We start from the raw sequence: 25,630 nt of genomic DNA, 5'->3' as shown, positions 1-25,630 counted from the left end.
GGGTGTCGGGTGTCGGGTGTCGGGTGTCGGGTGTCAGGATGGAATTGTCTGTTGGAGGCGAAAAAACCTCACACCTACCACCATTCACCTCACCTATTCATCCACAATATTTTTTTCAAACAGGTTCCGTTTAATACATAGCTCCCCAAAATTGCTCGCTTTCCCCCACACCCCACACCCCATACCCCACACCCAGTATCCTATCGTGGGTAATGTGGCTTAAGTTGACACCCATGGGCACTGCCGTGCCCTATATAAAAATGTCAGACAAGATGAGTCGAAAAAAAAATTGTGGATTTTGCGAAAAACTCTAAATTTGCGCCGATAACTGAGTGCAAGACTCAATTGGCACGACTATGAAGGATGAGTGTAAGCGACGATGACAGGGTAACAACCCACCCCAAAACCAATAGGAGTAAGAGTTAAGGTAATTTCATGGATGCGGACATCGATCAACAACTACGTCAGCTTGTCGCTCAAACCTGCCAGTACCCCCGGCGCAGTCTGCAACGGCGTCGTAGCTTGGATCAACTCATTCGCGCGATCGCACAATCGGGGAAACTTTGGCGGGAGAATAGCCCCGATTACGAAGAAGCACTGCAACAAACTTGGTTGTATTTGTGCCGCAAGATTGAGAACTATGATCCGGCGATAGCCACTGTGACAACGTGGTTGGATGCCTATCTCAAACAACGACTAAATGATTTGCGCTTGAAACGATGGCAAGACATGAAACGCTATCAACCTCAACCGCCACCAGGCTGGGAGAATCCAATCAATCCAATTGAAAATTTGCCGAATACTCACCCCGATATTCCGCCGCTCTTGGAAGAAACCCGACAGTGGGCAGAATCAGATCCAGATGGGGACTTATCTAGCTCTCATATTAGAGGGCGTCCTGATATAACTTGTCAAGTTTTAATCTTACGTCGCTTACCACCAGAGACAGAATGGAGAAAACTAGAAGCAGAGTTTAATTGTAGGATTTCCACGTTGGCAACATTTTACCAGCGTCATTGTGTTCCCTTGTTACGGAAATTTGGTGAATCTCAAGGATATTTATAGACAACAATTAATTGATGGTATAACAACCACAGGACTGTAAAGGAGCGAATTATGACTAGCATAGAATTACTGTTAAATAACGCTTTGCCGATGCCCATTATGCCCAAGATAATCAAAATGGCACAAAACTTTGCAGAAAAACAACCGACGCCAGCAAAAGCCGAACAAGTTTATTTGAATACGTTGGCAGTTTTGGCAGTCCATGATTATTTGGAACTTATGGAGATAGACACTGACATTCAATCTAGTGATCTTTGCAATCCCGTGGTTTGCTTAGGCGCAGATGTGGCAGATTTGAAGGTCAAAGGATTAGGAACATTAGAATGTCGCCCGGTGAAAGTATTCGAGAATGATTCAGACTCTAAAAGCAATCACTGGATTCCGGAATTTTGCTCGATTCCGCCCGAAGTATGGCAGGAACGAATTGGCTATGTTTTTGTGGCTATTGATCCCAAGCTAAAAGAGTCAAAACTGTTGGGATTCACGAAAACGGCTGGTACAGATCAGGTAGTATTGACGCAGTTACAACCCCTTGATGCTTTATTAGAGTATCTTGACCAATTAGCTCACCCTATCGTCAATATTAATCAGTGGTTTGCTAATCAGTTTGCGGCGGGTTGGCAACAGATTGAAGACTTATTAGTAGCTGATAGTGAACAGTCGCTTCAAGATCGAAATGTTCCCGCACTTCGTCGATTTGAGACTGGCGTAAAACTCTTTCCAGATGCAGATGTTATGCGAGCCAAGTTAATCGATTTGGCAATGGATTTGGGAACTCAACGCCTCGCCTTGGTAATGGCACTTACCCAAGAACGCGATCGCAAGGTTAATGTTTTTGTTCAAGTTCATCCCACAGGCGGCGATCGCTATTTGCCGAGTAATCTTACACTGGCATTACTTGCCGACTCCGGGGATAGGCTGCAAGTCGTGAAATCGAGAGGGTTAGATCTTTGGATTCAACTCAGACAATTTCGAGTCGAACCCGGAACCAATTTTGGTCTACAAGTAGCGCTGAATAGTATCAGTGTTACGGAATCATTTACACTTTGACTGGTCACGGGTTAATTGTTGATTGTCGTAGTTACCCTGTCTTTGTCATCATCGTTGAACGTCTGACTAAAAATCTGGAATGTGAATATCACGGTTCTTCAGGCAAATATGGCACTCACGTCTTAAGCAAGGGTGCGTTACGCTTCGCTAACGCACCCTACATTGGGGTTATATCAAATAGCGTTATTGAAGAATAGAGTATTTTCTTTCAGGGCTTAATTATTCAAAAATCTTAATAACTGACTCGCCAAAATCATAGTAAAATTTGAGCCAATGCGTCAGCTAATCAGCAGACTTATTCCCTCGACTCTATTCTCTTTACCCCTACCTGTTCCCTAACTCAATAATCAATAAAGAGTAGCTATGAGTAAAATAGTCGTCTTAAGTCTCGGATTCGGCAGCTTCAGAACTGGATTTCCTGCTGTTACTGCGCGGTTGGGAGAGATAAAAAATCTTTACATGCAATTCGTCGGCAGCTTGCCATCAGCGCCAGATATTCCTCAACTGCTCAGAGACTGGCGGCTAATGTATACAGCACTTTATCAGAGTGATGGCTTTCGCGGGATCGAAATCGTCGAATCGGGAATTACCCATTGTTCTGAGGGTAATTTTAATGATATTTGTCAGCAATTACAAACGCGACTTAATACATGGTTCAAAAGTGAGGGGTTTCGCAAGATCGAATCACAATTGAGAACTCAATTAAACCCGTCTGAATCCGTGCGGGTAATTATTGAAAGCAATGAGCCGGAAGTCTGGAAATTACCGTGGCATCTTTGGGATTTTTTGGCAGAATATCGCCAAGCTGAGTTAGCGTTTAGTACACCCGATCATCCCCCACCCGCTTATCAAGTTCCCTCCTCCCCCAGAAAAGATAAGGTCAAAATTTTAGCCATTTTAGGAAATAGCGCTGGGATTAATCTGGAAAAAGATCGGGAATTGCTACAACGATTGCCAGGGGTTGACATTGAATGGTTGGTTGAACCCGAACGACAGGAATTAAACGATCAACTTTGGCAAGCCGGTTGGGATATTATTTTCTTTGCCGGACATTCCCAAAGTGCAGAAACTTTAACCCATGGGCGGTTATACATTAATCAAAACGCTCAGAATAATAGCATCACGATTGATGAACTCAAAGAAGCCCTCGGTCAAGCGGTTTATAATGGATTGAAATTAGCAATTTTTAATTCCTGTGATGGGTTAGGATTAGCACGAGACTTGGCAGCCGCACAGATTCCTCTACCGCCGATGATTGTGATGCGCGAACCTGTGGCAGATCAAGTAGCGCAAGCCTTTTTGAAATACTTCTTAAAAAACTTTTCTGCTGGCGAACCCTTTCATTTATCTGTGCGCCAAGCTAGAGAGCAACTCCGGGGAGTGGAACATGATTTTCCTGGGGCAAGTTGGCTTCCGGTTATTTGTCAACATCCTGCTGTAATTCCCCCCACTTGGAAGCCGTTGGTTTTACCCGAACGCCAAGGTTATACAATTCCTTTTATTCGTTTATCAAAATGGGTGGTAATTGTTTTAGTGGCAGCGATTAGTAGTTACCTGTCCTTCGGCTCTCAACTGGCAGTTTGGGCGAATGAACTGGGACTTGAAAATCACAAAAATGGGCAATTATTAATAGCAAAACGTTACTATACTATCGCTACTTTACTGAATCATAATTATGCACAGCCGCACTACAATTTAGGGTGGTTATGCAATGAAAGTCTTGATGATACAGACTGTGCGGAAGAACGGTTTAAACAAGCCGCCCTGCGAGGACTTCCTGATGCTTACCCGGAACTGGCTCGCTTGCAATTGCAGCAGCAGAATCTACAATCTGCACTGAAACAAACCTGGGATTGCTTAAAGCATAGCAACTATGATGAAGTGAAAGCTGCTTGTTTGAAGAATCGAGGTTGGGTACGATGGGAACAACAACGGTTGGAGGAAGCTGAAGCCGATTTACGCCGCGCGATCGCGCTTCAACCCGATAGCCCTCATGCCTATTGTCTATTAGCCCAAGTGTTAGACACGAAAGGGAACAATCAAGATGCAGTACTGGCTTGGGAAAATACACTTCGCTACTCGGATTATAATGTCCCTGAACAAGACGAATGTATTGCCTTAGCCAGAGAAAATTTGGTAAGTAGTCGGACAAAATTAAACTTAACGGTTGAGATTAGGGAACAGGGAACACCTCGGCTTCGCTCGGTGTGGAACAGGGAACAGTAAGGATTTGAGGCTTGCTAACACTTCTTAGTACAGGGTACAGAATTTATGTCCAGGTACTTAGCCAAAAAAAGGAGTGGAATAGTATTGCTGATGTCTAAAATTCTGCTAGCTCGTCCTCGTTTAATGTCCCTACCTACTTATAGTCTGTATCAGCTCATTGTGCAGTTTCTGTAAGCGGACTATCCAGAATATATCTATATCTTGTAATTAAACTTGACAATGATACTCGCGGCGGTTTAAATAGAACTAGAAAGATTCCCCTCTTCTGTTACAGATAAAAAAATTTCTCAACAGTCAGGTTTAGCTTTAATCTGCCTTGGGTGCAAACCATGAATGCGGATGCTAGGGCTGACTGACAATAGCGCAAGTTTCAGTCATTCATTGATAATGATGCTTTTTCGCAACGAGAAAATTAATGCCTAACAAAAAGCAATGCATAAATTAGGCATAGGTCATATTCACTCAAACATTTTGCTATCTGAATCTTAAACAACTATCAAGTTTGATCGTTTGAGAGCCAACAGCAAGGTTTCTCAATCTCCTGAACAGCATCTTAGAGTTTATCATGATGCGTTGCTCGAATCTAACTTCATAGACGGGAAGGAGTATAAATTATCTTCAGGGTCATCCAAATAATCGAAACACTGACACAAGGTTAAAGGAGTATAAGTATTGTATGAACGGGTCAATAGCGACTTCCATAAGTTTCCTGTTAAGTTCTCTATTACTCCTATTTGGCGGTAATTCTTCGGGTGTCGGGGCTGTTTATCGGGATGAACCTGTCAATCGGACTAATTGGGTTGATAGTGTCGGAGGCGGGAACAAGGAAAAATCGGTACGGCATCAAGACAATGATCTATTTGTTACGACTTATCCCATTTTCTCTGCCTTACGCCCGACATCCCAACCCCTTGCCAATGGACAAATTCTTCAGATAACAGGTGATGTGCAAATTCAGCGGACTGGACGTAGAATTGAACCGAAAATTGGCACGGATATTTATCCAGATGATCAGTTATTGATCGCCAAGGAAGCACAAATAATTATGCAATGTGCGGACTTATCCATCCAAACGATATCTCCCGGAAATAATCTCCGCAATCGCTGTCCCGCCGCTAGGGAACAAAGTGAATGTAGCCCTGGCACTTATAAATGCCCGCATCGTGGAGATATCGCCGCTTGGAACAATAATATTCCTTACGTTATCAGTCCCCGTCGCACCACGATTATCACCGATAAACCCCTGCTACGTTGGAATTCCATACCGCAAGCCCAACAGTATACCGTCACTCTCGAAGGGGAGGGAATCGAGTGGACAACCCAAGTTAGCGATACCCAAATCCTCTATCCTGGAGAACCCCCGCTTCAACCCGATGGTAATTATATGCTAATTGTTGAAGCCGATACTGGAGAATCCTCACTTGATGAACCGCCACTACCCGGCGGACTTAATTTCAGCCGACTCGACGAACAACAAGCCCAACAAATTCAGACTCAAGTCAACCGAATCACCCAGCAACCCTGGAATCAAACAGCTAAAGCTCTAGCCTTAGCCACACTATACAGTAAACATAGTCTTCATACCAAAGCGATCGCCACCCTAGAATCCCTCATTGCTGACGGAGTAGAGAGTGCAGCCATCTATCGCAAAATTGGCGATCGCTACTTCTATCACCTCGCCCTTCCCCCCCAAGCTAAACCTTACTACAAAAAAGCGATCGAACTCGCCCAACCCAACGACATCGAGGAGAAAACCCACGCCCAATATCACTTAGGGCGCATCGAAACCGCACTCGGCAATCACGACGAAGCGATGCACTGGTTTAGCCTCGCCCTCAAAGGATATCAAACCCTAGGCTATTCCCAACAGATTCAGGAACTTGAACACCAATTAAACCAGTAGGGGCGGGTTTTACCGATACCCTTTCCCAACAACCAATCCCTGAACTAAACCCACCCTCCTCCACCTCCAACCCCTCTGCGCCCTCTGCGCTTACCTCCGCGTACCTCTGCGTTAAATCAACATTAATTAATAGCTACTCAATCCAAAAAAATTCATCATGAAACCCAATTTCCTCTGCAAAACAACCCTCCTCGCCCTCTTAACCCTAAACCCCTATCCCCCTACCCTCGCCCAACCCATAATCCCCGCCAACGACAACACCGGAACCGTCGTCAATCCCACAGGCGATCGCTTCGACATCACAGGTGGCACTTTGTCCCCAGACAACACCAATCTCTTCCACAGTTTTCAGCAATTTGGATTAGACTCTGAGCAAATTGCCAACTTCCTCTCCTCGCCCAACATTCAGAATATTCTCAGCCGAGTTACTGGCAATAATCCCTCCATTATTAACGGTTTAATCCAAGTTACCGGAAGTAACGCCAACTTAGTTTTAATCAACCCCTCCGGTATTATCTTTGGCAGTAACGCCCGATTAAACGTCCCCGCTGATTTTACCGCCACAACCGCTACAGGAATTGGATTTAGCCAGAACCATTGGTTTAATGCTTTTGGCGACAATAACTATTCAAATCTCATTGGTACACCTAATCAATTTGCCTTTGATTACTCCAATTCTGGCAGTATTATCAACGCGGGTAACTTAGCCGTCACTTCGCCGCATAACTTAACCCTATTGGCAGGTCAAGTGATTAACACCGGTCAATTAAGCGCACCAGGCGGAACCATTACTGTTGCTGCTATACCTGACTCTAATTTAGTCCAGATTGGTCAATCAGGAAACCTCCTCAGTTTAGAACTTGAACCGCCCCGGGATGGTCAGGGAAATATTCTCCCCGTAACCCCCTTAGATTTAGCTGAACTCCTCACGGGAACACCACCTGAATTAGACACCCAATTAACTGTTTCTGCGGATAATACTGTTCAATTAGCTAATTCCGGCATAACCTTACCCAATCAACCCGGAACCACGATTATTTCTGGCAGTCTTGATGTTGCCAACTTCTTGCCAATTTCGGTGAATCAGTCAATTAATATTATCGGTGAGAATGTGGGACTCGTCGATGCCGACATTAATGCCTCTGGTAATAATAATGGAGGTATTGTCCGGATTGGTGGAGATTACCAAGGTCAAGGTTCCATCCCCAATGCTGAAAACACGTTTATCAGTTCGGATTCGATTATTCAGGCTGATAGTTTTCTGAATGGTGATGGCGGTCGTGTTATTGCTTGGGCAGACAATAATACCACATTTAATGGCACTATTCTCGCTCGTGGCGGGAATGATTCCGGAAATGGTGGATTTGTTGAAGTTTCCGGAAAAAACAATCTAGTTTTTCGGGGCGATGTCGATGTCATGGCAGCTAATGGTCAAGCTGGCAACGTACTACTTGATCCGGTCAATATCACGATAGTCGATCAAGATGATCCTGCTGCTAATGATAGTGAATTGAATGATAATACAATTCTCTTTTCAGACGAAACCACCGATAACTTTACCCTTTCTAAAGCCAAACTGGAAAGCTTATCCGGTAACCTCATCTTAGAAGCCACGAACAATATTACCATTGAGGATATAGCCAGTGACAGCTTAAATTTCCAGACGGGTTATGGTCAAACTATCACATTTAAAGCTGATGCCGATGGCAATGGTGTTGGTAATTTTTTAATGAATTCAGGGGATGAAATCACGACAGAAGGAGGAGAAATTACCATTGCGGGAGTCAACGTTGATGTAGGTAATATCAATACCCGTGGCGTTATAGCTTCTCTGTTTAGCCATGGTGGTGATATCACTATTGTGACCGATGAAGGTAACATTAACACGGGTAGTCTTATATCCTGGGGAAGCGGAACAGTAGGAGATAGTGGAAATATTACCCTCACGGCTAATAGTGGCAACATTCATACAGGTTTGATTGCTGCCCAATCTCTTGCCACTTTCGGAAATGCTGGTAATATTAATCTTACCGCAAATAATGGTAATATTGAAGTATTTGGTGAAATAAATAATAGTATTGACAGAGGTGTTGGTAATGCTGGAAATATCAGCCTAACCGCTAACGGGGGTGATATTAAAATCACAGGCTCAGAACAGAATACTAGTATCTCTTCAGTAAGTATTGTGGGAAATGGCGGTGAGATTACAGTCCAAGCGACAGGTAATATTGAAATTTTAGGCACTATTGCCTCTTTGTCCGGATTGAGTAATACGGGTAACGTCACGCTTACAAGTGATCAGGGTAATATTTCAAGCGGTAGCCTTGGCTCGGCTGTTTTCAGTGGAACGAGTGGCAAAGTAACTATTAATGCCCCCAATGGCAGCATCAATACTGGTAATATTACTTCACTTTCTTTCAATGGTACAGGTAATGACATTAGGCTTACGGCTCAAAATGATCTGATAACAGGCGACCTAATTTCTTCAGGTAAAATTGGGAGTGGGACAATTAATCTAACCGTTACTAATGGTTCTATTAATGCCCTGAATTCTGATTTGTCTGAGCTATTCAATTTGGTTGATTTAGTACCGATTAATGATTATCCAGAACTCGCTGATTTATTAAAGCCTATAACTCAGTTACCCACCCATGTTCTGGATTCATCTTCATCCTCAGGATCAGGCGGTGCAATTCTACTGAATGCACCAAATGGAGATATTATTACTGGCGGTAAAACAATCAATTCCCATGGGTTTATGAATGCTGGAGATATTACCCTAACCAGTGGTGGTATTATTGATACAACTGGCGGCATAATTAGCGCTCCCGGTGGTATCAAAGGCGGTGATATTACTCTGCTTGCTCCTGGTAATATTGATACTGGGACAATTACCGTCTTTTTAAGTGGCTTTAGTGGTGATAGCGGCGATATTAGTATCACAAGTACCGAGGCAAATATTAATACCAGCAGTGGGGCATTAATTACGGCGTCTGGAGAGGGTTTAGGTGGTAACATCACTCTTGATGCGGCGAATAGAATTACTGTTGGCAAAATGAATGCTTTATCATTTGTGGAAATGGGAGGCACAATTGACCTAAGTGCAGATAGTAATATTAAAATTGGCGGAGATATTCAAACCAACCAAAATAATATTACTTTGAATGCCCCTGTCACCTTAGCGGATAATGTCGCCTTGACGACATCAGACTCTGGTGGTATTATCTTTAACGATATTGTCAACGGTTCCTATAATCTGACCCTAAATTCAGAACAAGGACAGGTTAAATTTAGCGATCGCGTGGGCAATTTAACCCCCTTAAATAACCTACAGGTTCAAGGTACGATTACCACAACCAATCCATCAGGTATCGATATCACCACCTTAAATAGTATTGAAACCCAAGATATTACTTCACCAGGGGGGATTCGCCTCACGAGTCATCAACGAAGTATTGCCACCCAGCGTCTAAATACCTCGGCATTCAATAATGGTGGTAATATTACCCTTAAATCACCGGGTAATATTACCGTGAGTCAAATTGATAGTCAAAGTTTAGGGAACGGTAATGGTGGCGTCGTTGACATTACCACAGGACAATTTTTCCAAGCTACGGATATATTCCTCGATCAAAATGGAATTCGGGCAAGTATTTCTACGGCTGGGGTGGCTGACGGCGGATCAATTTTCATTCGTCATGGCGGCGAGGGAATTACCCCCTTTATTGTCGGTAACGCTGATATCAATGGTACTCAAGGCGCGATGACGCGAGGAAACGAAAATCCCGAAAATCAGATTCTACCCACACAAAGCTATTTACATACTCACAAACAAGACAGCGATCGCATTCAAATTATATCAGTCTCTCCGGCTTCACCCCCGCCACCTGATCCCAATCCCCTTCCAGCCGAACCTAATCCTACTCCTCAATTAACACCTGCTTCTCCATCCCCCTCTATTCCTAATTCTGAATTAACTCCAGAGACTCCATCGCCAACCAATCCCCTAGAATCTCTCGCCTTTCTTGTCGGCGATACTCTCAATGTCAATCCGCAAATCTATCAAGATTCTGAAACCGAAAACTACACCTTTACTTGGAAGATTCCCAATCAACAAATATTATCACTCAATGTCCCCTACGTTCAAGACTCTCCCCGCCAACTCGCAATTAATCCCAGCGATGATATTGTCACGTTAATTGACCAATCCTTAGAAGCGCAATTTGAAGACTATTTAGGCGAAGACATTACCCAGAAACAAGTCACTACCGCCTCCCTACAAAACAGGCTAAAAACCATAGAAACCCAAACAGGAAAACGCGCCGTAGTAATTTACGCCCTATCTCATCCCGATGGATTACAACTTGTTCTCGTTCCCCCCGAAGGTTCCCCGATTCCAAAACAGGTTCCCCAAGCCAATCATCAAACTCTACGGCGGGAAATGAATAAATTTTATCACACGCTCAATGATTATACGAATGACAGGTATTTATCCAGTTCCCAACAACTCTATCAGTGGCTAATCGAACCCTTAGCAACGGAACTAGATGCCCTCAATATTGATACACTAATTTTCTCAATGGACGCGGGGTTACGCACGCTTCCCCTAGCCGCATTACATGACGGACAGCAATTTCTGATCGAAGCCTATAGCCTAGGTTTAATCCCCAGTGTCAGTTTAACCGATACCCGTTACCAGAGTTTAAAAAATGCGACTATCTTAGCCATGGGGGCTTCCGAGTTCCCTGATTCAACTCTTTCTCCATTACCCGCTGTTCCGATTGAATTATCAACAATTTTAGCCGAATTTGGACAAGGGAAATTATTGCTAAATGACCAATTTACCTTAGATAATTTAAAGACTCAGCGCCAAGAGACATCTTTTGATATTGTACATCTGTCTACCCACGCCTCATTTCCCCGCGATCGCAACTATAGTCCCTACATTCAACTGTGGCAACAACGAGTCGGATTAAACGAATTGCGACAAGTGCAATGGTACGCCCCGCCAACGGTGGAACTCTTAACTCTGAGTGCTTGTGAAACTGCTGTGGGGAATGATCAGGCAGAAATGGGGTTTGCTGGATTAGCTGTACAAGCGGGAGTAAAATCAGCCCTAGCCAGCCTCTGGAAAGTTGATGATTTAGGGACGTTAGCGGTAATGACAGAATTTTATCAGCAACTCAACAGCGAAAATGTATCAATTAAAGCCGAAGCATTGCGACAAGCCCAACTTGCCCTATTACGTTCTCAAGTGCGAATTGAATCGAGTCAGTTAGTTGGGACAAGTCGGAATATAAACGTTACCAAAACCTTAGTGAATAACTCAGAAATTAATCTATCTCATCCCTATTATTGGGCTGGATTTACCCTAATTGGTAGTCCTTGGTAAAACCAATGAAGGCATTTTAATTTTCCTGTAGGGGCGGGTTTGACTATTATCCTTTCTCAATCCACCTGAATGTAACTAAACCCGCCCTGACTCAGGTGTAAAGCCACGGCGATTAAAATCGCTGCTACACAAACTTGCATCTGCGTGGGTGGCGAAGGTATCCATTCCTGTTGCGAGGAGGTTGGGAGTTGAAGGATATTCTTGGATACTCGACTGGTTAGTAATGATATCTCTTCAAATTCTGCCACATCAATTTCAATCCCAAATTGCACATTGGGTTCAGCAAAGTATCCTTCTGGCAATTGACGGTTTAAATCAGAAGCGATATACGTTGCCCACGCATTATGGAAAGCGTGCCAGTGACGACGAGTACTCAACGGTGGATGAAAGTGATCCAGTAATCCCATAATTCCTAACTCCAATTATTTATAGTGATTAAATTTATCGGGATAGTCTTTCAGCTTTTGTTTTTATTACAATTTTAAATTGCGATGCGGGTGTTTATCGCGCTAAAGCGCAACTACAAACTAGAAAACTATGAGACAATTAACGTTATCGATAACTACAATAAGGTAAACCCCATGTCTCCAATAACTGACTCCTGGCAAGAGGATTATATTATTACTAACGGTGTCAAACTACACTACGTCACCCAGGGAGAAGGTAAACTTATGCTGATGCTCCATGGTTTCCCTGAATTCTGGTACTCCTGGCGGCATCAAATCCCTGAATTTGCCAGCGATTATAAAGTTGTTGCCGTTGATCTGCGGGGTTACAATGACAGCGATAAGCCCAAAGATGTATTAGCTTATCAGATCAGTGAGTTAGTTAACGATATTAAAGGAGTTATTCAAGGATTGGGCTATGAAAGCTGTATCTTAGTTGGGCATGATTGGGGAGGAATGATTGCTTGGTATGTTGCCTATACTTATCCCCAACTGGTTGATCAGTTAATTGTCATGAATATTCCTCATCCCGCCAAATTTGCAGAGGCGTTACGCAATAATCCGCAACAACTCCTGCGAAGTTGGTATATCTTTTTCTTTCAACTCCCTTTACTCCCAGAGTTACTGTTTCAGTGGGATGACTATCGACTGATTACGTCGAGTTTTATCGATATGGCAATTGACAAACGTGCCTTCTCAGAATCAGACTTAAACGCCTATAAAGATGCGGCGGCAAAACGGGGGGCTATGACTGCCATGCTTAACTACTACCGCAATGTCTTCCAGGAGATATTTAAGCAGCATCGGTGGGATGTTCTGCAAATTCCAACTCTAATGATCTGGGGAGAAAATGATACGGCTTTAGGTAAGGAATTGACCTATAATACAAAGGATTATATGCCAGATTTGCAAATCCGCTACATCCCGAATTGTAGTCATTGGGTACAGCAGGAACAGCCCCAGTTAGTGAATCAGTATATGCGAGAGTTTTTAGCAAAGGATGAGGGATGAAAGACCAAGGGATGCGACTAAACCCACCCCGACGGAATCCCCGATAATTGAAAAAGGGCGGGTTTTGTTGAACAAAGGTTGAGCGCAGTCCCCATCTAAAATCACAAGATTTAGATGGGGTTAGCGAAACACCAATAATTTTGGTATAATACTAATAGGTACCTACAATTACTCTTTACAACCTTCAAGGACTATTTATTCCTCATGCCCTTGACCGTTGCGATAACCATAAAAGTCAATCCGATACTCAGTAATTTTAACGCCAGTTTGTTGCTCAATGTGTTGGATTAGTTCTTCTGGCAATTCTACATACACATCCATGATCTGATTCGTATCCACGCAATTAACGTGACTGTGTGCATCGCTGATATTTCCATAAAGCCGTCCATCGGATCGCTCAATACATTCAATAATGCCTTGAGACGATAGCGCCTCTAGATTTTGGTACACAGAAGTATGACCAATTTCTTTGCCTTGCTGATTTAGGCGATCATAAATTTCTCTTGCACAGAGATGCTCTCGATCTTGCCACAGTAATTCCAAAATTAAGCGGCGTTGACGCGACAAGCGCATTCCTAACGCTTGACATCGATTGAGGGCGTCTTCCAATGAGCGAATTGGTTTGACAACTGCCGCTTCTTTCTGCATAGTCGATACGTTGAATAGGGTGGTTAGCTGTATGGGGAGTAGTCTCAAGCTCTACCCTGAAGATGAGCCTGATCCTGATAGAGAGTTAATAATGCACTGATTAAACGCGCATAATATTTGCGGATATAATCTTTTTCGCCAAGCTTTGTCCAGGTTTGAGTCTGAATGACTGGGTATCTGGCACTGTATGGCACTGTAAGGCAAACTCATTACCACTTTACCTTAGATGGTTTGAGTCTGTCTACTGTGGACTGATATCCAGTCTGGTAGCATCGATTGTGTTAATTAAACTAAGGTAAGCTTGATCCGAGGTTAAGCCTGGGGACGGGTTGACCCTTCGACTTCGCTCAGGGTCAACACCGAGCGTAGCGTTCGACTGAACTTCGACAGGCTCAGTTGCCGCGCTCACGCCGAAGTCCGAGGTGTTAAGTGCCGTCACTACCAGGATGAAAGACCGAAGTAATCCAGGCAATGTACAGACGCTGTAACAGTGCGTCTCTACGTCCAAATGTTGTGGAGCGGATAAAGATTAGTGGCAATCACAATTAAACTCAATTCCCATTCCATCAATGATTTAGACCTATCGCCCGTCCAGACTGTGATTGATAAGTGGTTAACCGAGGGCGCGATCGCAAACTATGAGCAGCAGTTACGCTTTGAGTTTAACTACCCTCGCGAACCCAATGATCCACGGGAATGGTCAGAAATTCCGGAGATACGTCTGTGGTTTATCCGCTTGGATGTTCAGTATCCGTGGTTACCGTTTTTACTGGACTGGAAAGCCGGGGAACTGGCTCGCTATACGGCGATGCTTGTCCCTCATCAGTTTAATCGCACGGAAGGGATTCAATATAACCCAGAAGCCTTAGAAATTTTCATGATGCAAAAGGTTTTTGTGGTAAATAACTGGTTACAACACATTGATTTACCCAACCAATCGCGCCTCAAGTCTATGGCTCAAATGTTAGGGTATGAACTCGATGATACGTTGTTTCAGCTAATGTTCCCCCCAAAAAGAACTTGAGACATAAAGGGATGAGGACTTACGCACAGACGCTGTATACAGTAGGAACACGACAATGGTATGCTGGTGGGCAATGCCCACCCTACGGTATATCAATGGTTTCGACGCTCTAAAACGGCTTATTTCAGTGCCATTCCCTAGCCCCGCCAAACTTGTTTTAGTACATCATCAGGCTGAATATCGGCAATCCAACGAGTGGGTGATTGAATGCCAATATAGCGTTCTGATGGGGGTAGGAGTTTGTCAGCCTCAGTCGGACCAAACAAGGCAATCGTATACGTTCCCACAGCAACAGCTAGATGCATCGACGCGCTATCTGTACATAACAGTAAATTCGCCCCCGCAATCATTGCCGCTAATTTACCACTATCAGGAGGTGAGGTCATCTGTAAATTAGGACAGACTTGGGTGAGAGCGGCAACTAACTCAGTATCCTCCGAACCATGCAGCATAACCAGAGTTAGGTCAGGCTGTTTTTGGTGGATGTCTTCAATCACTTTTTGCCATTTATGGGCGGGATAAACTTTATCAATGTCCTGTGACTGATCGAGGTGGTTAGAGCCGCCGTCGATCATAATGTAACCGCTTTCAGGGATACCGAGGCGGGCTTGTTCCCCTTCTGCCCAATCCAGATCGGATTTTGGTACACGAATGGCAAGTTCTGGACAGGGGGTATTCATCCCTAACCCGGTGAGCAGGTCATGATACATATACGCCGCATACTGCTCCGTTTTGAGCGGTACAGTGTTGGTGAAAAACCACTTCCCCTGATTATTTTCGTAGCCCACACGGATGGGAATACCACTCATCCAGAGCAATAGTCCCACTGACCACCGACGCTCTAGGGCAATTGCCGCATCATATTCGCGATCGCGGATAATCCCCAATAGGTTACCAAAATCTGCCAGACCATTGCGGTCTTTATAGTCAAAGGGTAATACTTCCTGGACTGAACCGGAAACCCGATAGGCTCCCTTGGCGCGGGGTTCCACAATCACATCGATTTCGGCGTCGGGGTAATTGGCTTTTAGGTCATCTAACGTCGGAAAGAGCAGCAGTTGATCGCTGATTCCTCCCGGAACAAGGGCTAATAGTCTCATCTGAATATAATTTAGAGCTTGTATATCAGCTCAATTTTAATGGACTGGTCGTTCCTAATTTCACGGAATTTTCCAGAAATTAGTTTGTCCGGATCACCGTGACAGGGTGAACTGCTACACCCCTGCTCCCATTGCTATTTGGCTTATGGGATTATGTTACGCATGATATTATACCTAGTGGTTTCATGGGATGAACCAGTAGTAGCATATTAGATTAGATCGGTCGGGACTAGAAATTTGGCATCAAAGGCGGAAGCTTGTGCATTTATTAATTCCAGCAGCGGGAATGGGACGACGGATGGGGAGCGATCGCAACAAGCTATTGCTCACTTTACTGGGTAAACCTTTATTAGCATGGACGCTACTGGCGGCGGAAGCGGCGACGGAAATTACCAACATTGGCATTATTGGACAGCCTGGGGATCAGACTGATATTCAGGCAATTCTGGCGGATCTCGCCCTGACGAAAGCGGTACAACTGATTCCTGGGGGCGCAACTCGCCAAGAATCAGTGTATAACGGCTTGCAGGCTTTACCCTCAACGGCTGAACGGGTACTGATTCATGATGGTGCGAGATGTTTAGCCACATCCAAACTGTTTGATCGCTGTGCGGAACACCTTAGAGATTGTCCGGGTTTGATTGCCGCGATCCCGGTTAAGGATACGATTAAAGTCGTTGATGAGTCAGATATTATCCAAGATACACCCGACAGGCGACGGTTATGGGCAGCCCAGACGCCCCAAGGATTCGAGGTGTCGCTGTTGAAGCAATGTCATGACCAAGGACGAAAATTACATTGGGACGTTACCGATGATGCTGCATTATTTGAGCGCTGTGGGCTACCTGTACAGATTGTGGCAGGGGAAGAGACGAATCTCAAGGTAACCACACCCATGGATTTAGCGATCGCGGAGTTTATTCTGCGTCAGCGACTTGCAGCCAGTCATCAGTCATAAAGAGCGTCATTTATCATTTGTTATTTGTCAAGGTTTAAAGACTATTTACAGAACTTAATAGTGTGAGACGAATTTCCACAAACCTACTAAAGTCAATTGTCCGAGCTGGTTTAACCAATAACCGTTTATCAATTTTATTTTATCACCAAGGATGAACTTAGATGAAACTTCCCACTTTTCTGATTATCGGTGTTCAAAAAGCAGGGACAACCTCGATTTATAACTATTTGAAACAACATCCCCAAATTTACATGAGTCCCGTTAAAGAAACGAACTTTTTAGAAAAGAACTGGGAAGAACTTGAAACGCAACGAAAAGCCAAGATTGACACCTTGGAGAAATATTGTCAGCTTTTTGAAGGGGTAACAGATGAAATTGCGATTGGGGAAGCCTCTCCTAATTATCTGTTTCATTATCAGTCATCCTCAGAGCGGATCAAGCGTTATGTCCCCAATGCCAAGTTAATTGCGGTCTTGCGAAATCCCGTTGACCGAGCCTATTCGGATTATTTAATGCATATCCGAGATGCTATTGGGAAAGGAAAGCACAACAGCTTGTCTGACCAAATAAAATACCGGGCTGATAAATCGTTTATTTTGCTGAAGGGATTTTATCATCAGCATTTGCAGCATTTTTATAACGAATTTGACCGAGAGCAAATCCGAGTTTATTTGTATGATGACTTGTCTAAAGACCCAGTTAACTTCATGCAATCTATGTATCAGTTTGTTGGTGTCGATGATACCTTTTCGCCGGATGTCTCTAAAAAATCTCAAGTTGCTCAAGTTCCCAAAAATACGGCAGTGAATCAGATGTTACGCAAAGAAAATCCCTTGAGAACGATAGTCAGGTCGGGACTCCGAGTTATTTTACCCCTGGAAATGAGACAAAGTATCCGTTCTCGCCTCATCCAAATGAACTCTCAAGATAAGAAAGCGGCTCCACTTTCGCCAGAGGAACGCCAGCAACTGATCGAACTCTATCGAGATGATATTCTCAAGTTACAAGATTTAATTCAACGAGACCTTTCGTCTTGGTTAAAGTAGTCATTAGTCTTATGTCATATTCGCTCCCTTGAGAAGCAAGCTACGTCATTTGTGATAATTGAACGGTTAGGTCGGGGCGGGTTTAGTTATATCAGGGTGAAAACTAAACGTTAGTGGTAAAACCCGCCCCTACAAAAGATGTTTCATCGGAACGTCTCTGCTTCCCCAGTTTCCTCTGCTGCCCCATCTCCCCCTGTCTTCCACCCTTGGCTCGATTAAGCAGATAGTGCCATCTCTTGTTCGGTTTGAATCGGTAGCGTAATTGCAAATTCGGTTCCTTTCTCAGGTTCAGAGGTGACTTCAATTTTACCCTGGTGTTTCTTGACAATCTGGTAACAAATGGCTAATCCCATTCCTGTGCCTTTACCCACAGATTTGGTGGTGAAAAAGGGATCGAAGATCCGTTCTTTAACGTCCCCTGGAATCGCTGCACCGTTGTTCCAAACTGACACGCGAATCCAACGATTATCGATGGTTTCACTACGAATGACGATTGTCGGTATAGCTTTACCCTGAACCTCTTCTAAGGCGTCAATGGCATTGCTGATAATGTTGATAAATGCCTGATTGAGTTGAGCCGGATAACAATCAATTCGCGGTAATTGACTGTACTTTTTAACCAGGTTAATGTTTGGCTGGATGCGATGACCGACAAGCAAGAGAGTATTCTCTAATCCTTCATGGATATCTGCCCGTTTTAACTGCGCTTCGTCCAGACGACAGAAGTTCCGCAATGATAAGACAACTTCCTGGATTCGTTCAGCCCCACTTTTTAAGGATGACAGCATTTTTGGCATATCGGCGATGAGGAAATCTAAATCCATCGCTTCGCTTTGTTCTTGAATCGCGCCGTTAGGCTGAGGATATTCTTGCCGATACAGTTCTAGCAAGATCAGTAAGTCGTTAATCGATCGCTTGGCATAATCCAGATTACCGTAGATAAAGTTAATTGGATTATTAATTTCATGGGCAATCCCCGCCACCATCTGTCCTAAACTGGACATTTTTTCCTGTTGAATCAGTTGGGCTTGGGTGTGTTGGAGTTCTTGCAGCGCTTGCGTCAATTCTTGCGTTCGTTCCTCAACGCGCTGTTCTAAGGTTTGACGCGCTAGTTCCAAGTCTTGGGTTGACTCGTCTACCCATTGGACAAGCTGATTGAGAGATGTGGCTAATGAACCAACTTCATCGTTGCTGGTGACAGGAGTGCGAATCTCCAGATTGGATTCTTTGACGATCGCACTAGCAACGTGAGTTACTGTTTCGATAGGATGCGCGATCGCACGGCTGGTAATCGTGGCTAAGAGTACCGCGATACCCACTGATAGCAGTAAACTACTGACGATGATTCGCAGGCGTAAGACTTCTGCTTGTGCTAGTTGTTGATGTACCTGAGACTGTTGCGCTTCTGCGTTAGTTTTGGCATCCTCGACATGATCGGATAGGTGATTGAATTGAGCCATCACTTGGCTAGTAGAGGGGTGATGCAGTGCCTTTAAGAGTTCTTGTTGTATCGCAGTAACCTCTTCTGGCTTCAGGTTCTCCGATTCACTGATTTGCCAGAGTGATTCAATCACTTGATTGTAGGCGTCTATATTCGCTTCATACTCCTGAAGCAGATGATGTAATTCAGCCGTGTTCACATCCACGCCATCGGGATAGTCTTGGATGAAGATATCTAACTCAGAGAGTAGGCGTTTCATCCGATCCACATCGGCTAAATACTGATGCTTTTGGGCTTCAATCTGGCTAGGGTTCACCGAGGCTATGAGTAGTTCTTGCGGATGCGATCGCACAGCCAATGTCGCATTTTCCAGGTTACTGAGGAGATGGTGCTGCTGATCAGCAACCCGTTCTTGTTGTTGGGCTTGGTCTTGGTAATAATTACCGAGAATTAATCCTCCGGTTGTTCCCAGAATGGATAAGCCGATCGCCAAGGCGTAGCCGTAACTAATTTTCTGAGATATGCTGAGGTTGCGAATCCCTTCTTTGATCCAGGTGAAAGGAAAAATATCGGATAAACTCTTATTCAGATTTAATGGGTTTTGCTGACCCATTAAGGTATTTTGGGGGGAGACTGGGGGATAGCGGGAATTGGAAAAAAGCATAAGATAAGCCAAGAAGTGAGATAGATCGTAAGGTTTCCAGGGGAAGTGATGCATGATTTGCGAGAAACGATTGCATTAGCTAATCGGTATCATTGTTGACAAAAATACTTGAATCTTGCGACAATTAGTAGATAGAAATTTAAGTTTGCCTGTTTCATCGAGATACATTACCTTTTTACACGCTCTATCTATTAATTGTAGGAATAAAATGATAAAGTTTTTAACAAGTTTTCATTTAAAATTGATTAAACAAATAAAGTTAGGGTAAAGATTGAAGAGAAGAAGCGGGAAAAAAGAATTCCGTTCAAGGGCTATCAATGAATGAAGTTGGCTGACCGTATGGATTAGAGGGACAACGACAGCGTGGCAGAGTTCTACGCGACTTATAAAGTAATGTAAAGATATTTAATAAAAGTCATCAATGGATTAAAAAATATTAAAAACGTCCGGATCAGATTGGAAATAAGCCCAGATATTTGTTCGTTCAAGACTGTAGGGTAGGCAATGCTCACCTTGCCGCTATCAATAGGGTTTGTATCCTCAAATTGCGTAAGTTCTATTTTTTTGAGGTGCAAGTAAGGAAGCACATTAGTGTTGTGATTTGGATCATCCCAATTCGCAAAAGTGATTGGTACTGCGAACATTTGAGCGCAGGAATCAATATGAATTTATACCTAGAAAGGATAGAGAGAATTAGTTAACTGCCGAAGTCAAATTGTAGTGGCTCGGCATACCTAATTTGATGGATTAGCCGCACGCTTTTGTTGTTTCCCCCTCATCCCCTAACCCCTTCTCCCACCGGGGGAGAAGGGGAACCATCACTCTCAGAGGTGATATCATATCATGTTCGCCTTTCCGCCGGAACGTCTCTACAACAGTTCGTTTGTCCTAATCGATGTGTCTACTGCTATAACTAAGCTGTTTGGCATTTAAACCTTAATGTCAAGAATGGCGCAGTCTTTGTAGGGCGAGGATCTTGCTGGCTACTAATACCCAATTTCAATGCATGACTGATTACTTAACCGCCGATGTGTCCGCTATACCCAGTAAAGGTTCTATCAGCTTGCGTTCTTCAATGGGTAGGCTAAACAAAACACGCTTATTGCCTTTTGTTTCCTTATAGCGAACAGCAGTATCGAGAAGACGGAGAGGGATTTGAAATTCAGGATAATCACTTGCCAATTCTTGCCACACCTCCAGCCAAGTTTGTGCGGCTTTGTCACTAACCATTTCTGACATTAGTGTGGGAACGCTTTTCACAAGTCCCTGTCCTAATGTAGAAATAACCTGGTGTTTGTGGTAAAGTTCGATGAGGGTTTTGATGCGCGATCGCCATATCTCCACATTGTTACTGCTGTTGAACAAGATGTGCGTAATTAACTTGGCATCATCTGCGTCAGCTTCATTGTCAAGGGTAAGACGTTGGAATGCGTTCTCTAGTGCAGCAATCCCTTCATCCCAGCGATTTAATCCCAAAATGGCAATAGCACGGTTCAAGAAAACAGAGGAGTCTTGATACCCCAGTTCAATTTGTTTACTCGTCGTTTATGGTCTCGAAAGACCAAAGGATTCTTATGTCTAATAATAACAAAGAACAGGTCATCCTAGTTACAGCGACTCCCCCTGATCCGCCTCTACCCCCTGAATCCGGGAATATCAGCTCCCTGATGGTGAATGGCGGAGTAGCGGTTGCTGTAATTCTGGCAATGGCATATTTCTCTCAAACTCAGCTTAAGTCAATTGCTGAGTTGCTCAAAACGGTAAACAAGCCCAGGAAATAGGTCAAACTGTCTTACTGTTCCCCTCTTGCTCCCCTCTTGCTCCCCTCTTGCTCCCCTCTCCCAAGCTTGGGAGAGGGGCTGGGGGTGAGGGCTGGCTTGGGAGAGGGGCTGAGGATGAGGGCTGTAGCGTCACCTACAAATGATGGTGCAACGGTAAAGCCAGCTTTTGCGATCGCGTTGTGCGATCGCGTAAGACCCAAATCCCAAATATCATGAATTAGCGCATTTTGTCAATTTAGCCACAAAAATTAACATAGTTACCCTCTATATTAACAATAGAGATAAATAAAGAGGGATAGTAATCATGGGCTTAATCAACAACATCGAAGTTCGTTCCTTGGAATCGGTCAAAGGCGGAACAGTCGATTTTTACACCCCCCAATCGAGTCACGAAACCATACTGGTGCAGATTCCACCTGCTACCGTGGAAGATCTATTTGTTCACCGATTTCAAACCGATCAACTTTTAGTTGTGCGGGGAACTTTTGTCTTAGTGGTGCTAAGAAATCGTCAGTATGATTATATTCCTTTAATTGACGCTCAGCCAACAGTCGTAAAAGTCCCCGCCGGGATTCTTCATGGTGCAATTAATCTCAGTTCCGAAACTTGTGTGGTGGTGAATGCTGTCTTGCGTCACGGTACACCCCATGAACGGGATTATCAACCGATCAAACCACCGTTCCCTTACGATTTAGAATTAGCTAAAGCTAAGTTAAGAGAAGTTAATTGTTCGGCTAACAGCAAATTATTACCAGTAAGTTAATTGAAAGGTTGATCAATTCAGCCGGAAATTAGCAACAGATTCGATTAAACTATCACAGGTGTTTTCTGAGTCCGAAACTGCGTAACTTTCATCCGCATTGTTGGCGGAGGGGCAACAGTTAAACCGCGACGAGTTGGCTTAATTGGACGCTGATCTGCCAAAGTTAGTTCACAGCTCGATATAATCTTTGCTAACACCAATTTCATCTCAAATAGAGCAAGTGCTGACCCAATACAGCGACGAGTTCCTCCACCAAAGGGTAAATACTCGTACTGAGAATATTGCCGTTCCAAAAAACGTTCCGGTTTAAACCGTTTCGGTTCTGGATAAATATCTTCCCGTTGATGAGTCAAATAAATCGAAGGGAGGAGTGTTGTCCCTGGAGCAAAGGTTTGACCCATAATTTCGATGGGAGATTTAACAATTCGGGGAAAAGGATTTAAAACTATCGGGTAAATCCGTAGAGTTTCCTGACACACGGTTGTTAAATAAGGCAGTCGAGCAATGGTGCTGGAGTCAGCATCAGCAGGTAAAGTTGCCAGTTCACTTAATAGTTTTTCCCGAACGTCTGAAAGATGATCAATCCAGTACAATGCCCAAGCTAATGCTGAAGCCGTAGTTTCATGACCTGCAAATAATAGCGACAGCAACTCATCCCGTAATTCCTCATCACTCATGGATTGACCTGCTTCATCTCGCGCACTCAAAAGCAAGCTGAGGATATCTTCACCCCCCTGATCAGCGGTTTCCCGACGTTCTCGAATTTCCTTAAATAAAAGCTGGTCAATTTGCCGTCGTTGGCGCATAAAACGTCCCCAGGGACTCCACGCCCCTAAATCCCATTGCAGTGAGGGAAAAAAGAGTAATAGGGCAGTCCAAGGAGAGGAAATAGAATCAAGCATCGAACTGAAAAGTTGCCGGAGTTTCTGATAACGTTCTCCCTGATGTAAACCAAAAACTGCACTGAGAATTACTCGCAGGGTAATTTCTTGGGTAGCCGAACGAACATAAAAGGGTTTATCAATCTGCCACTGACTGATGACTTGTTCAGTAATGGTATTAATTATCTCACCATAAGTACGCATGCGATCGCCGTGAAATGGAGGCATAAGTAAGCGACGCTGACGCTGATGGCGATCGCCATCTAGTAAAAATAGTGAGTTTTCGCCAACTATGGGCAGTAATATTCCATTCCCACTCGCCGATTCTAAATGGGTTGAATCAGCCATGAAAATTTGTTGAATTGCCTGGGGATTGGTGAAATACACCACGGGAGGTGATGCATTTTTCCAGATGAAAAAGGTTTCGCCATAGCGTTGGGTATACTCCTCCAGAACATCGAAGGGGCGGAAAATCCAACGAATTGTCCGTAGTGTTTGGATTATCAGAGATCCGCCAGGACCATCCAGTTGTGTCATCGTTGCTTTCTCCGGGAGATATTATTTGAATGATAGTCGGTTTTATCGCAGGATCTAAACCATCGCTGGGGCTTTCTGTTGCCGACGCTGCTTGAGAACCATTCGCAGGTTGCCAGGAGGCGCAATTGTTAAACCGCGACGCATCGGCTTCACGGGACGATTATCGGTTAATGCCAGTTCAAATTGTGACAAAATAGTCGCCAGCACCAGCTTCATTTCCAATAGTGCCAATGCTGAACCAATACAGCGACGGTTCCCGCCACCAAAGGGTAAATATTCGTAAGGGGAATATTGCCGTTCTAGAAAACGTTCCGGTTTAAATTGCTTGGGTTGGGGATAGATATCGTCCCGATGATGAACTAAATAAATAGAAGGCATCAACGCTGTACCCGCTTCAAATTGATATCCCATGATTTCTATGGGTGATTTGGGAATCCGAATAAAGGTACTCGGAGCAATGGGATAAATTCTCAAGGTTTCTTGACAGACAGCTGTCAGATAGGGAAGCCGAGACATTGCCATCGGATCGCCCTCTGCATCCAAGGTTTCTAATTCCTCAAGCAGCTTTTGACGCACGTCTGGCAAATAATGAATCCAATATAATGCCCAAACCAGTGCAGAAGCCGTAGTTTCATGACCGGCGATTAGAAGAGTCATTAACTGATCATGTAATTCCTCATCCGTCATCGGCTCACCTGCTTCATCTCGTGCCGATAGGAGTAAGGTTAAAATATCGGTTCGTGACTCATCCCCTTGCTCCCGACGTTCGCGAATCTCATCAAAAACCAACTGTTTGATCTGCTGCTTTAACTGCAAAAAACGCCCCCAGGGACTCCACGCACCCCAATCCTGTCGCAACCAAGGGAAAAAGAGCAGAGTGGAACTGAGGGGAGAATCAAAGGATGCCAGAAGGGTACTCAGCAGTTGTCTCAGTTGGGTGTAACGTTCTCCCTGATTCAAGCCAAACACGGCTTGTAAAATCACCCGCAGGGTAATCTCTTGCGTATAGGTACGGATGATCAACGGTTGACCCACTGTCCATTCTGCGGTTACCCTTTCCGTAATATCACAAATAAGCTGACCATACTCTCGCAAGCGATCGCCATGAAAGGGAGGCATCAGCAGGCGGCGTTGGCGCTGATGGGGTTCACCATCTAACATCAGCAGTGAGTTATCCCCGACTAAATAGCGTAACACCCCATTTCCTCGACCCGATTCAAATAACTCTGGATCAGCCGTAAAAATCTCTTTAATCGCCTGGGGATTGCTCACATAGACAAAGGGAGGAGCGTTATCCCCGCCAATTTTGAACATGTCTCCATACCGTTGAGCATAATTATCTAGGTAGTCCAAGGGGCGAAAAATCAGCTTGATAATCCGGAAAATTCTCAGATATCGGGGTGTGCGCGGACCTGTGAGTGGTTTCATGGAGTCTTGCTGTTAGCGGCTACTCTTTTTATCTTGCCTAATTTTTCCCGATATGTTGCTCTAAGATTATCAGACGAGCCGTGGGTTTAAACCCAAGGAACCAAAAGTTCAAGTCAGCTAAAGCTGACTGGATAAGCTGTCATGCATTTAAATTGGGTATTAGTAGCGAGCAAGATGCTCGCACTACCATCCTTTCGTCATTATTGACATTAAGTAAGGTTTAAATGCCGAACAGCTTAAGACATAATATTAGTCCATTTTAATGG

18 protein-coding genes are annotated in these 25,630 nt (G+C 44.2%); 11 read left to right on the top strand and 7 right to left on the bottom strand.

Going from position 1 to position 25,630, the window contains the following annotated elements; all coding sequences use genetic code 11:
* The first annotated feature begins 435 nt into the window (after positions 1–435).
* The 5 genes from RIG66_RS17315 to RIG66_RS17295 all read left to right on the top strand — a co-directional run bounded on the left by RIG66_RS17315 (position 436) and on the right by RIG66_RS17295 (position 11,636).
* Positions 436–1,065 carry a sigma-70 family RNA polymerase sigma factor gene (locus tag RIG66_RS17315; RefSeq protein WP_446380014.1) on the top strand — a complete coding sequence of 210 codons (630 nt, stop codon included), beginning with the start codon at positions 436–438 and terminating at the stop codon, positions 1,063–1,065.
* 51 nt (positions 1,066–1,116) lie between these two features.
* Entirely contained in the window at positions 1,117–2,115 is a 999-nt protein-coding gene (locus RIG66_RS17310) for a DUF1822 family protein (RefSeq protein WP_446380013.1), read from the top strand.
* Positions 2,116–2,478: 363 nt separating this feature from the next.
* On the top strand, positions 2,479–4,341 hold the full coding sequence (locus tag RIG66_RS17305) for a CHAT domain-containing tetratricopeptide repeat protein (RefSeq protein ID WP_446380012.1): 1,863 nt from the start codon (positions 2,479–2,481) through the stop codon (positions 4,339–4,341).
* A gap of 676 nt (positions 4,342–5,017) precedes the next feature.
* Complete coding sequence (locus RIG66_RS17300; protein ID WP_446380011.1) at positions 5,018–6,244, top strand: tetratricopeptide repeat protein; 1,227 nt, start codon at positions 5,018–5,020, stop codon at positions 6,242–6,244.
* Positions 6,245–6,401: 157 nt separating this feature from the next.
* A complete protein-coding gene (locus tag RIG66_RS17295) occupies positions 6,402–11,636 on the top strand; it encodes a CHAT domain-containing protein (RefSeq protein WP_446380010.1) in 5,235 nt (1,744 codons plus the stop codon).
* A gap of 56 nt (positions 11,637–11,692) precedes the next feature.
* Here RIG66_RS17295 and RIG66_RS17290 read toward each other — a convergent pair whose 3' ends face one another.
* Positions 11,693–12,043 carry a hypothetical protein gene (locus RIG66_RS17290; RefSeq protein WP_446380009.1) on the bottom strand — a complete coding sequence of 117 codons (351 nt, stop codon included), beginning with the start codon at positions 12,041–12,043 and terminating at the stop codon, positions 11,693–11,695.
* 174 nt (positions 12,044–12,217) lie between these two features.
* Here RIG66_RS17290 and RIG66_RS17285 point away from each other — a divergent pair, with 174 nt between their 5' ends.
* Positions 12,218–13,093 carry an alpha/beta fold hydrolase gene (locus RIG66_RS17285; RefSeq protein WP_446380008.1) on the top strand — a complete coding sequence of 292 codons (876 nt, stop codon included), beginning with the start codon at positions 12,218–12,220 and terminating at the stop codon, positions 13,091–13,093.
* A 195-nt stretch (positions 13,094–13,288) separates the two neighbouring features.
* Here the strand turns inward: RIG66_RS17285 and RIG66_RS17280 are convergent, their stop codons facing one another.
* Entirely contained in the window at positions 13,289–13,741 is a 453-nt protein-coding gene (locus tag RIG66_RS17280; RefSeq protein WP_446380007.1) for a Fur family transcriptional regulator, read from the bottom strand.
* A 532-nt stretch (positions 13,742–14,273) separates the two neighbouring features.
* Here RIG66_RS17280 and RIG66_RS17275 point away from each other — a divergent pair.
* Entirely contained in the window at positions 14,274–14,765 is a 492-nt protein-coding gene (locus RIG66_RS17275; protein ID WP_446380006.1) for a CRR6 family NdhI maturation factor, read from the top strand.
* 137 nt (positions 14,766–14,902) lie between these two features.
* Here RIG66_RS17275 and RIG66_RS17270 read toward each other — a convergent pair whose 3' ends face one another.
* A complete protein-coding gene (locus RIG66_RS17270) occupies positions 14,903–15,865 on the bottom strand; it encodes a glycosyltransferase family 9 protein (protein WP_446380005.1) in 963 nt (320 codons plus the stop codon).
* 259 nt (positions 15,866–16,124) lie between these two features.
* Here RIG66_RS17270 and ispD point away from each other — a divergent pair, with 259 nt between their 5' ends.
* Together ispD and RIG66_RS17260 are read left to right on the top strand one after the other, a co-directional pair.
* Positions 16,125–16,823, top strand: coding sequence for a 2-C-methyl-D-erythritol 4-phosphate cytidylyltransferase (gene ispD / locus RIG66_RS17265; protein ID WP_446380004.1), 699 nt, complete (start codon positions 16,125–16,127; stop codon positions 16,821–16,823).
* A gap of 161 nt (positions 16,824–16,984) precedes the next feature.
* Positions 16,985–17,869 (top strand): sulfotransferase family protein, encoded by an 885-nt coding sequence (locus tag RIG66_RS17260; protein ID WP_446380003.1) that lies wholly within the window; start codon positions 16,985–16,987, stop codon positions 17,867–17,869.
* Between the two features lie 215 nt (positions 17,870–18,084).
* On the opposite strand, the gene RIG66_RS17255 is transcribed toward RIG66_RS17260, so the two are convergent.
* Together RIG66_RS17255 and RIG66_RS17250 are read right to left on the bottom strand one after the other, a co-directional pair.
* On the bottom strand, positions 18,085–19,923 hold the full coding sequence (locus tag RIG66_RS17255; protein ID WP_446380002.1) for an ATP-binding protein: 1,839 nt from the start codon (positions 19,921–19,923) through the stop codon (positions 18,085–18,087).
* A 1,065-nt stretch (positions 19,924–20,988) separates the two neighbouring features.
* Positions 20,989–21,471 carry a hypothetical protein gene (locus tag RIG66_RS17250; protein ID WP_446380001.1) on the bottom strand — a complete coding sequence of 161 codons (483 nt, stop codon included), beginning with the start codon at positions 21,469–21,471 and terminating at the stop codon, positions 20,989–20,991.
* 77 nt (positions 21,472–21,548) lie between these two features.
* On the opposite strand from RIG66_RS17250, the gene RIG66_RS17245 reads away from it, so the two are divergent.
* Complete coding sequence (locus RIG66_RS17245) at positions 21,549–21,755, top strand: hypothetical protein (RefSeq protein ID WP_446380000.1); 207 nt, start codon at positions 21,549–21,551, stop codon at positions 21,753–21,755.
* Between the two features lie 304 nt (positions 21,756–22,059).
* Positions 22,060–22,518 carry a dTDP-4-dehydrorhamnose 3,5-epimerase gene (locus RIG66_RS17240; RefSeq protein ID WP_446379999.1) on the top strand — a complete coding sequence of 153 codons (459 nt, stop codon included), beginning with the start codon at positions 22,060–22,062 and terminating at the stop codon, positions 22,516–22,518.
* A 44-nt stretch (positions 22,519–22,562) separates the two neighbouring features.
* Here the strand turns inward: RIG66_RS17240 and RIG66_RS17235 are convergent, their stop codons facing one another.
* Together RIG66_RS17235 and RIG66_RS17230 are read right to left on the bottom strand one after the other, a co-directional pair.
* Positions 22,563–23,936, bottom strand: coding sequence for a cytochrome P450 (locus RIG66_RS17235; RefSeq protein ID WP_446379998.1), 1,374 nt, complete (start codon positions 23,934–23,936; stop codon positions 22,563–22,565).
* Between the two features lie 54 nt (positions 23,937–23,990).
* A complete protein-coding gene (locus RIG66_RS17230) occupies positions 23,991–25,364 on the bottom strand; it encodes a cytochrome P450 (RefSeq protein WP_446379997.1) in 1,374 nt (457 codons plus the stop codon).
* Positions 25,365–25,630 lie beyond the last annotated feature (266 nt).

Source organism: Coleofasciculus sp. E2-BRE-01, from assembly GCF_040221695.1.
Classification (GTDB): domain Bacteria; phylum Cyanobacteriota; class Cyanobacteriia; order Cyanobacteriales; family Coleofasciculaceae; genus Coleofasciculus.
This window is presented reverse-complemented; position numbering and strand designations above follow the sequence as displayed.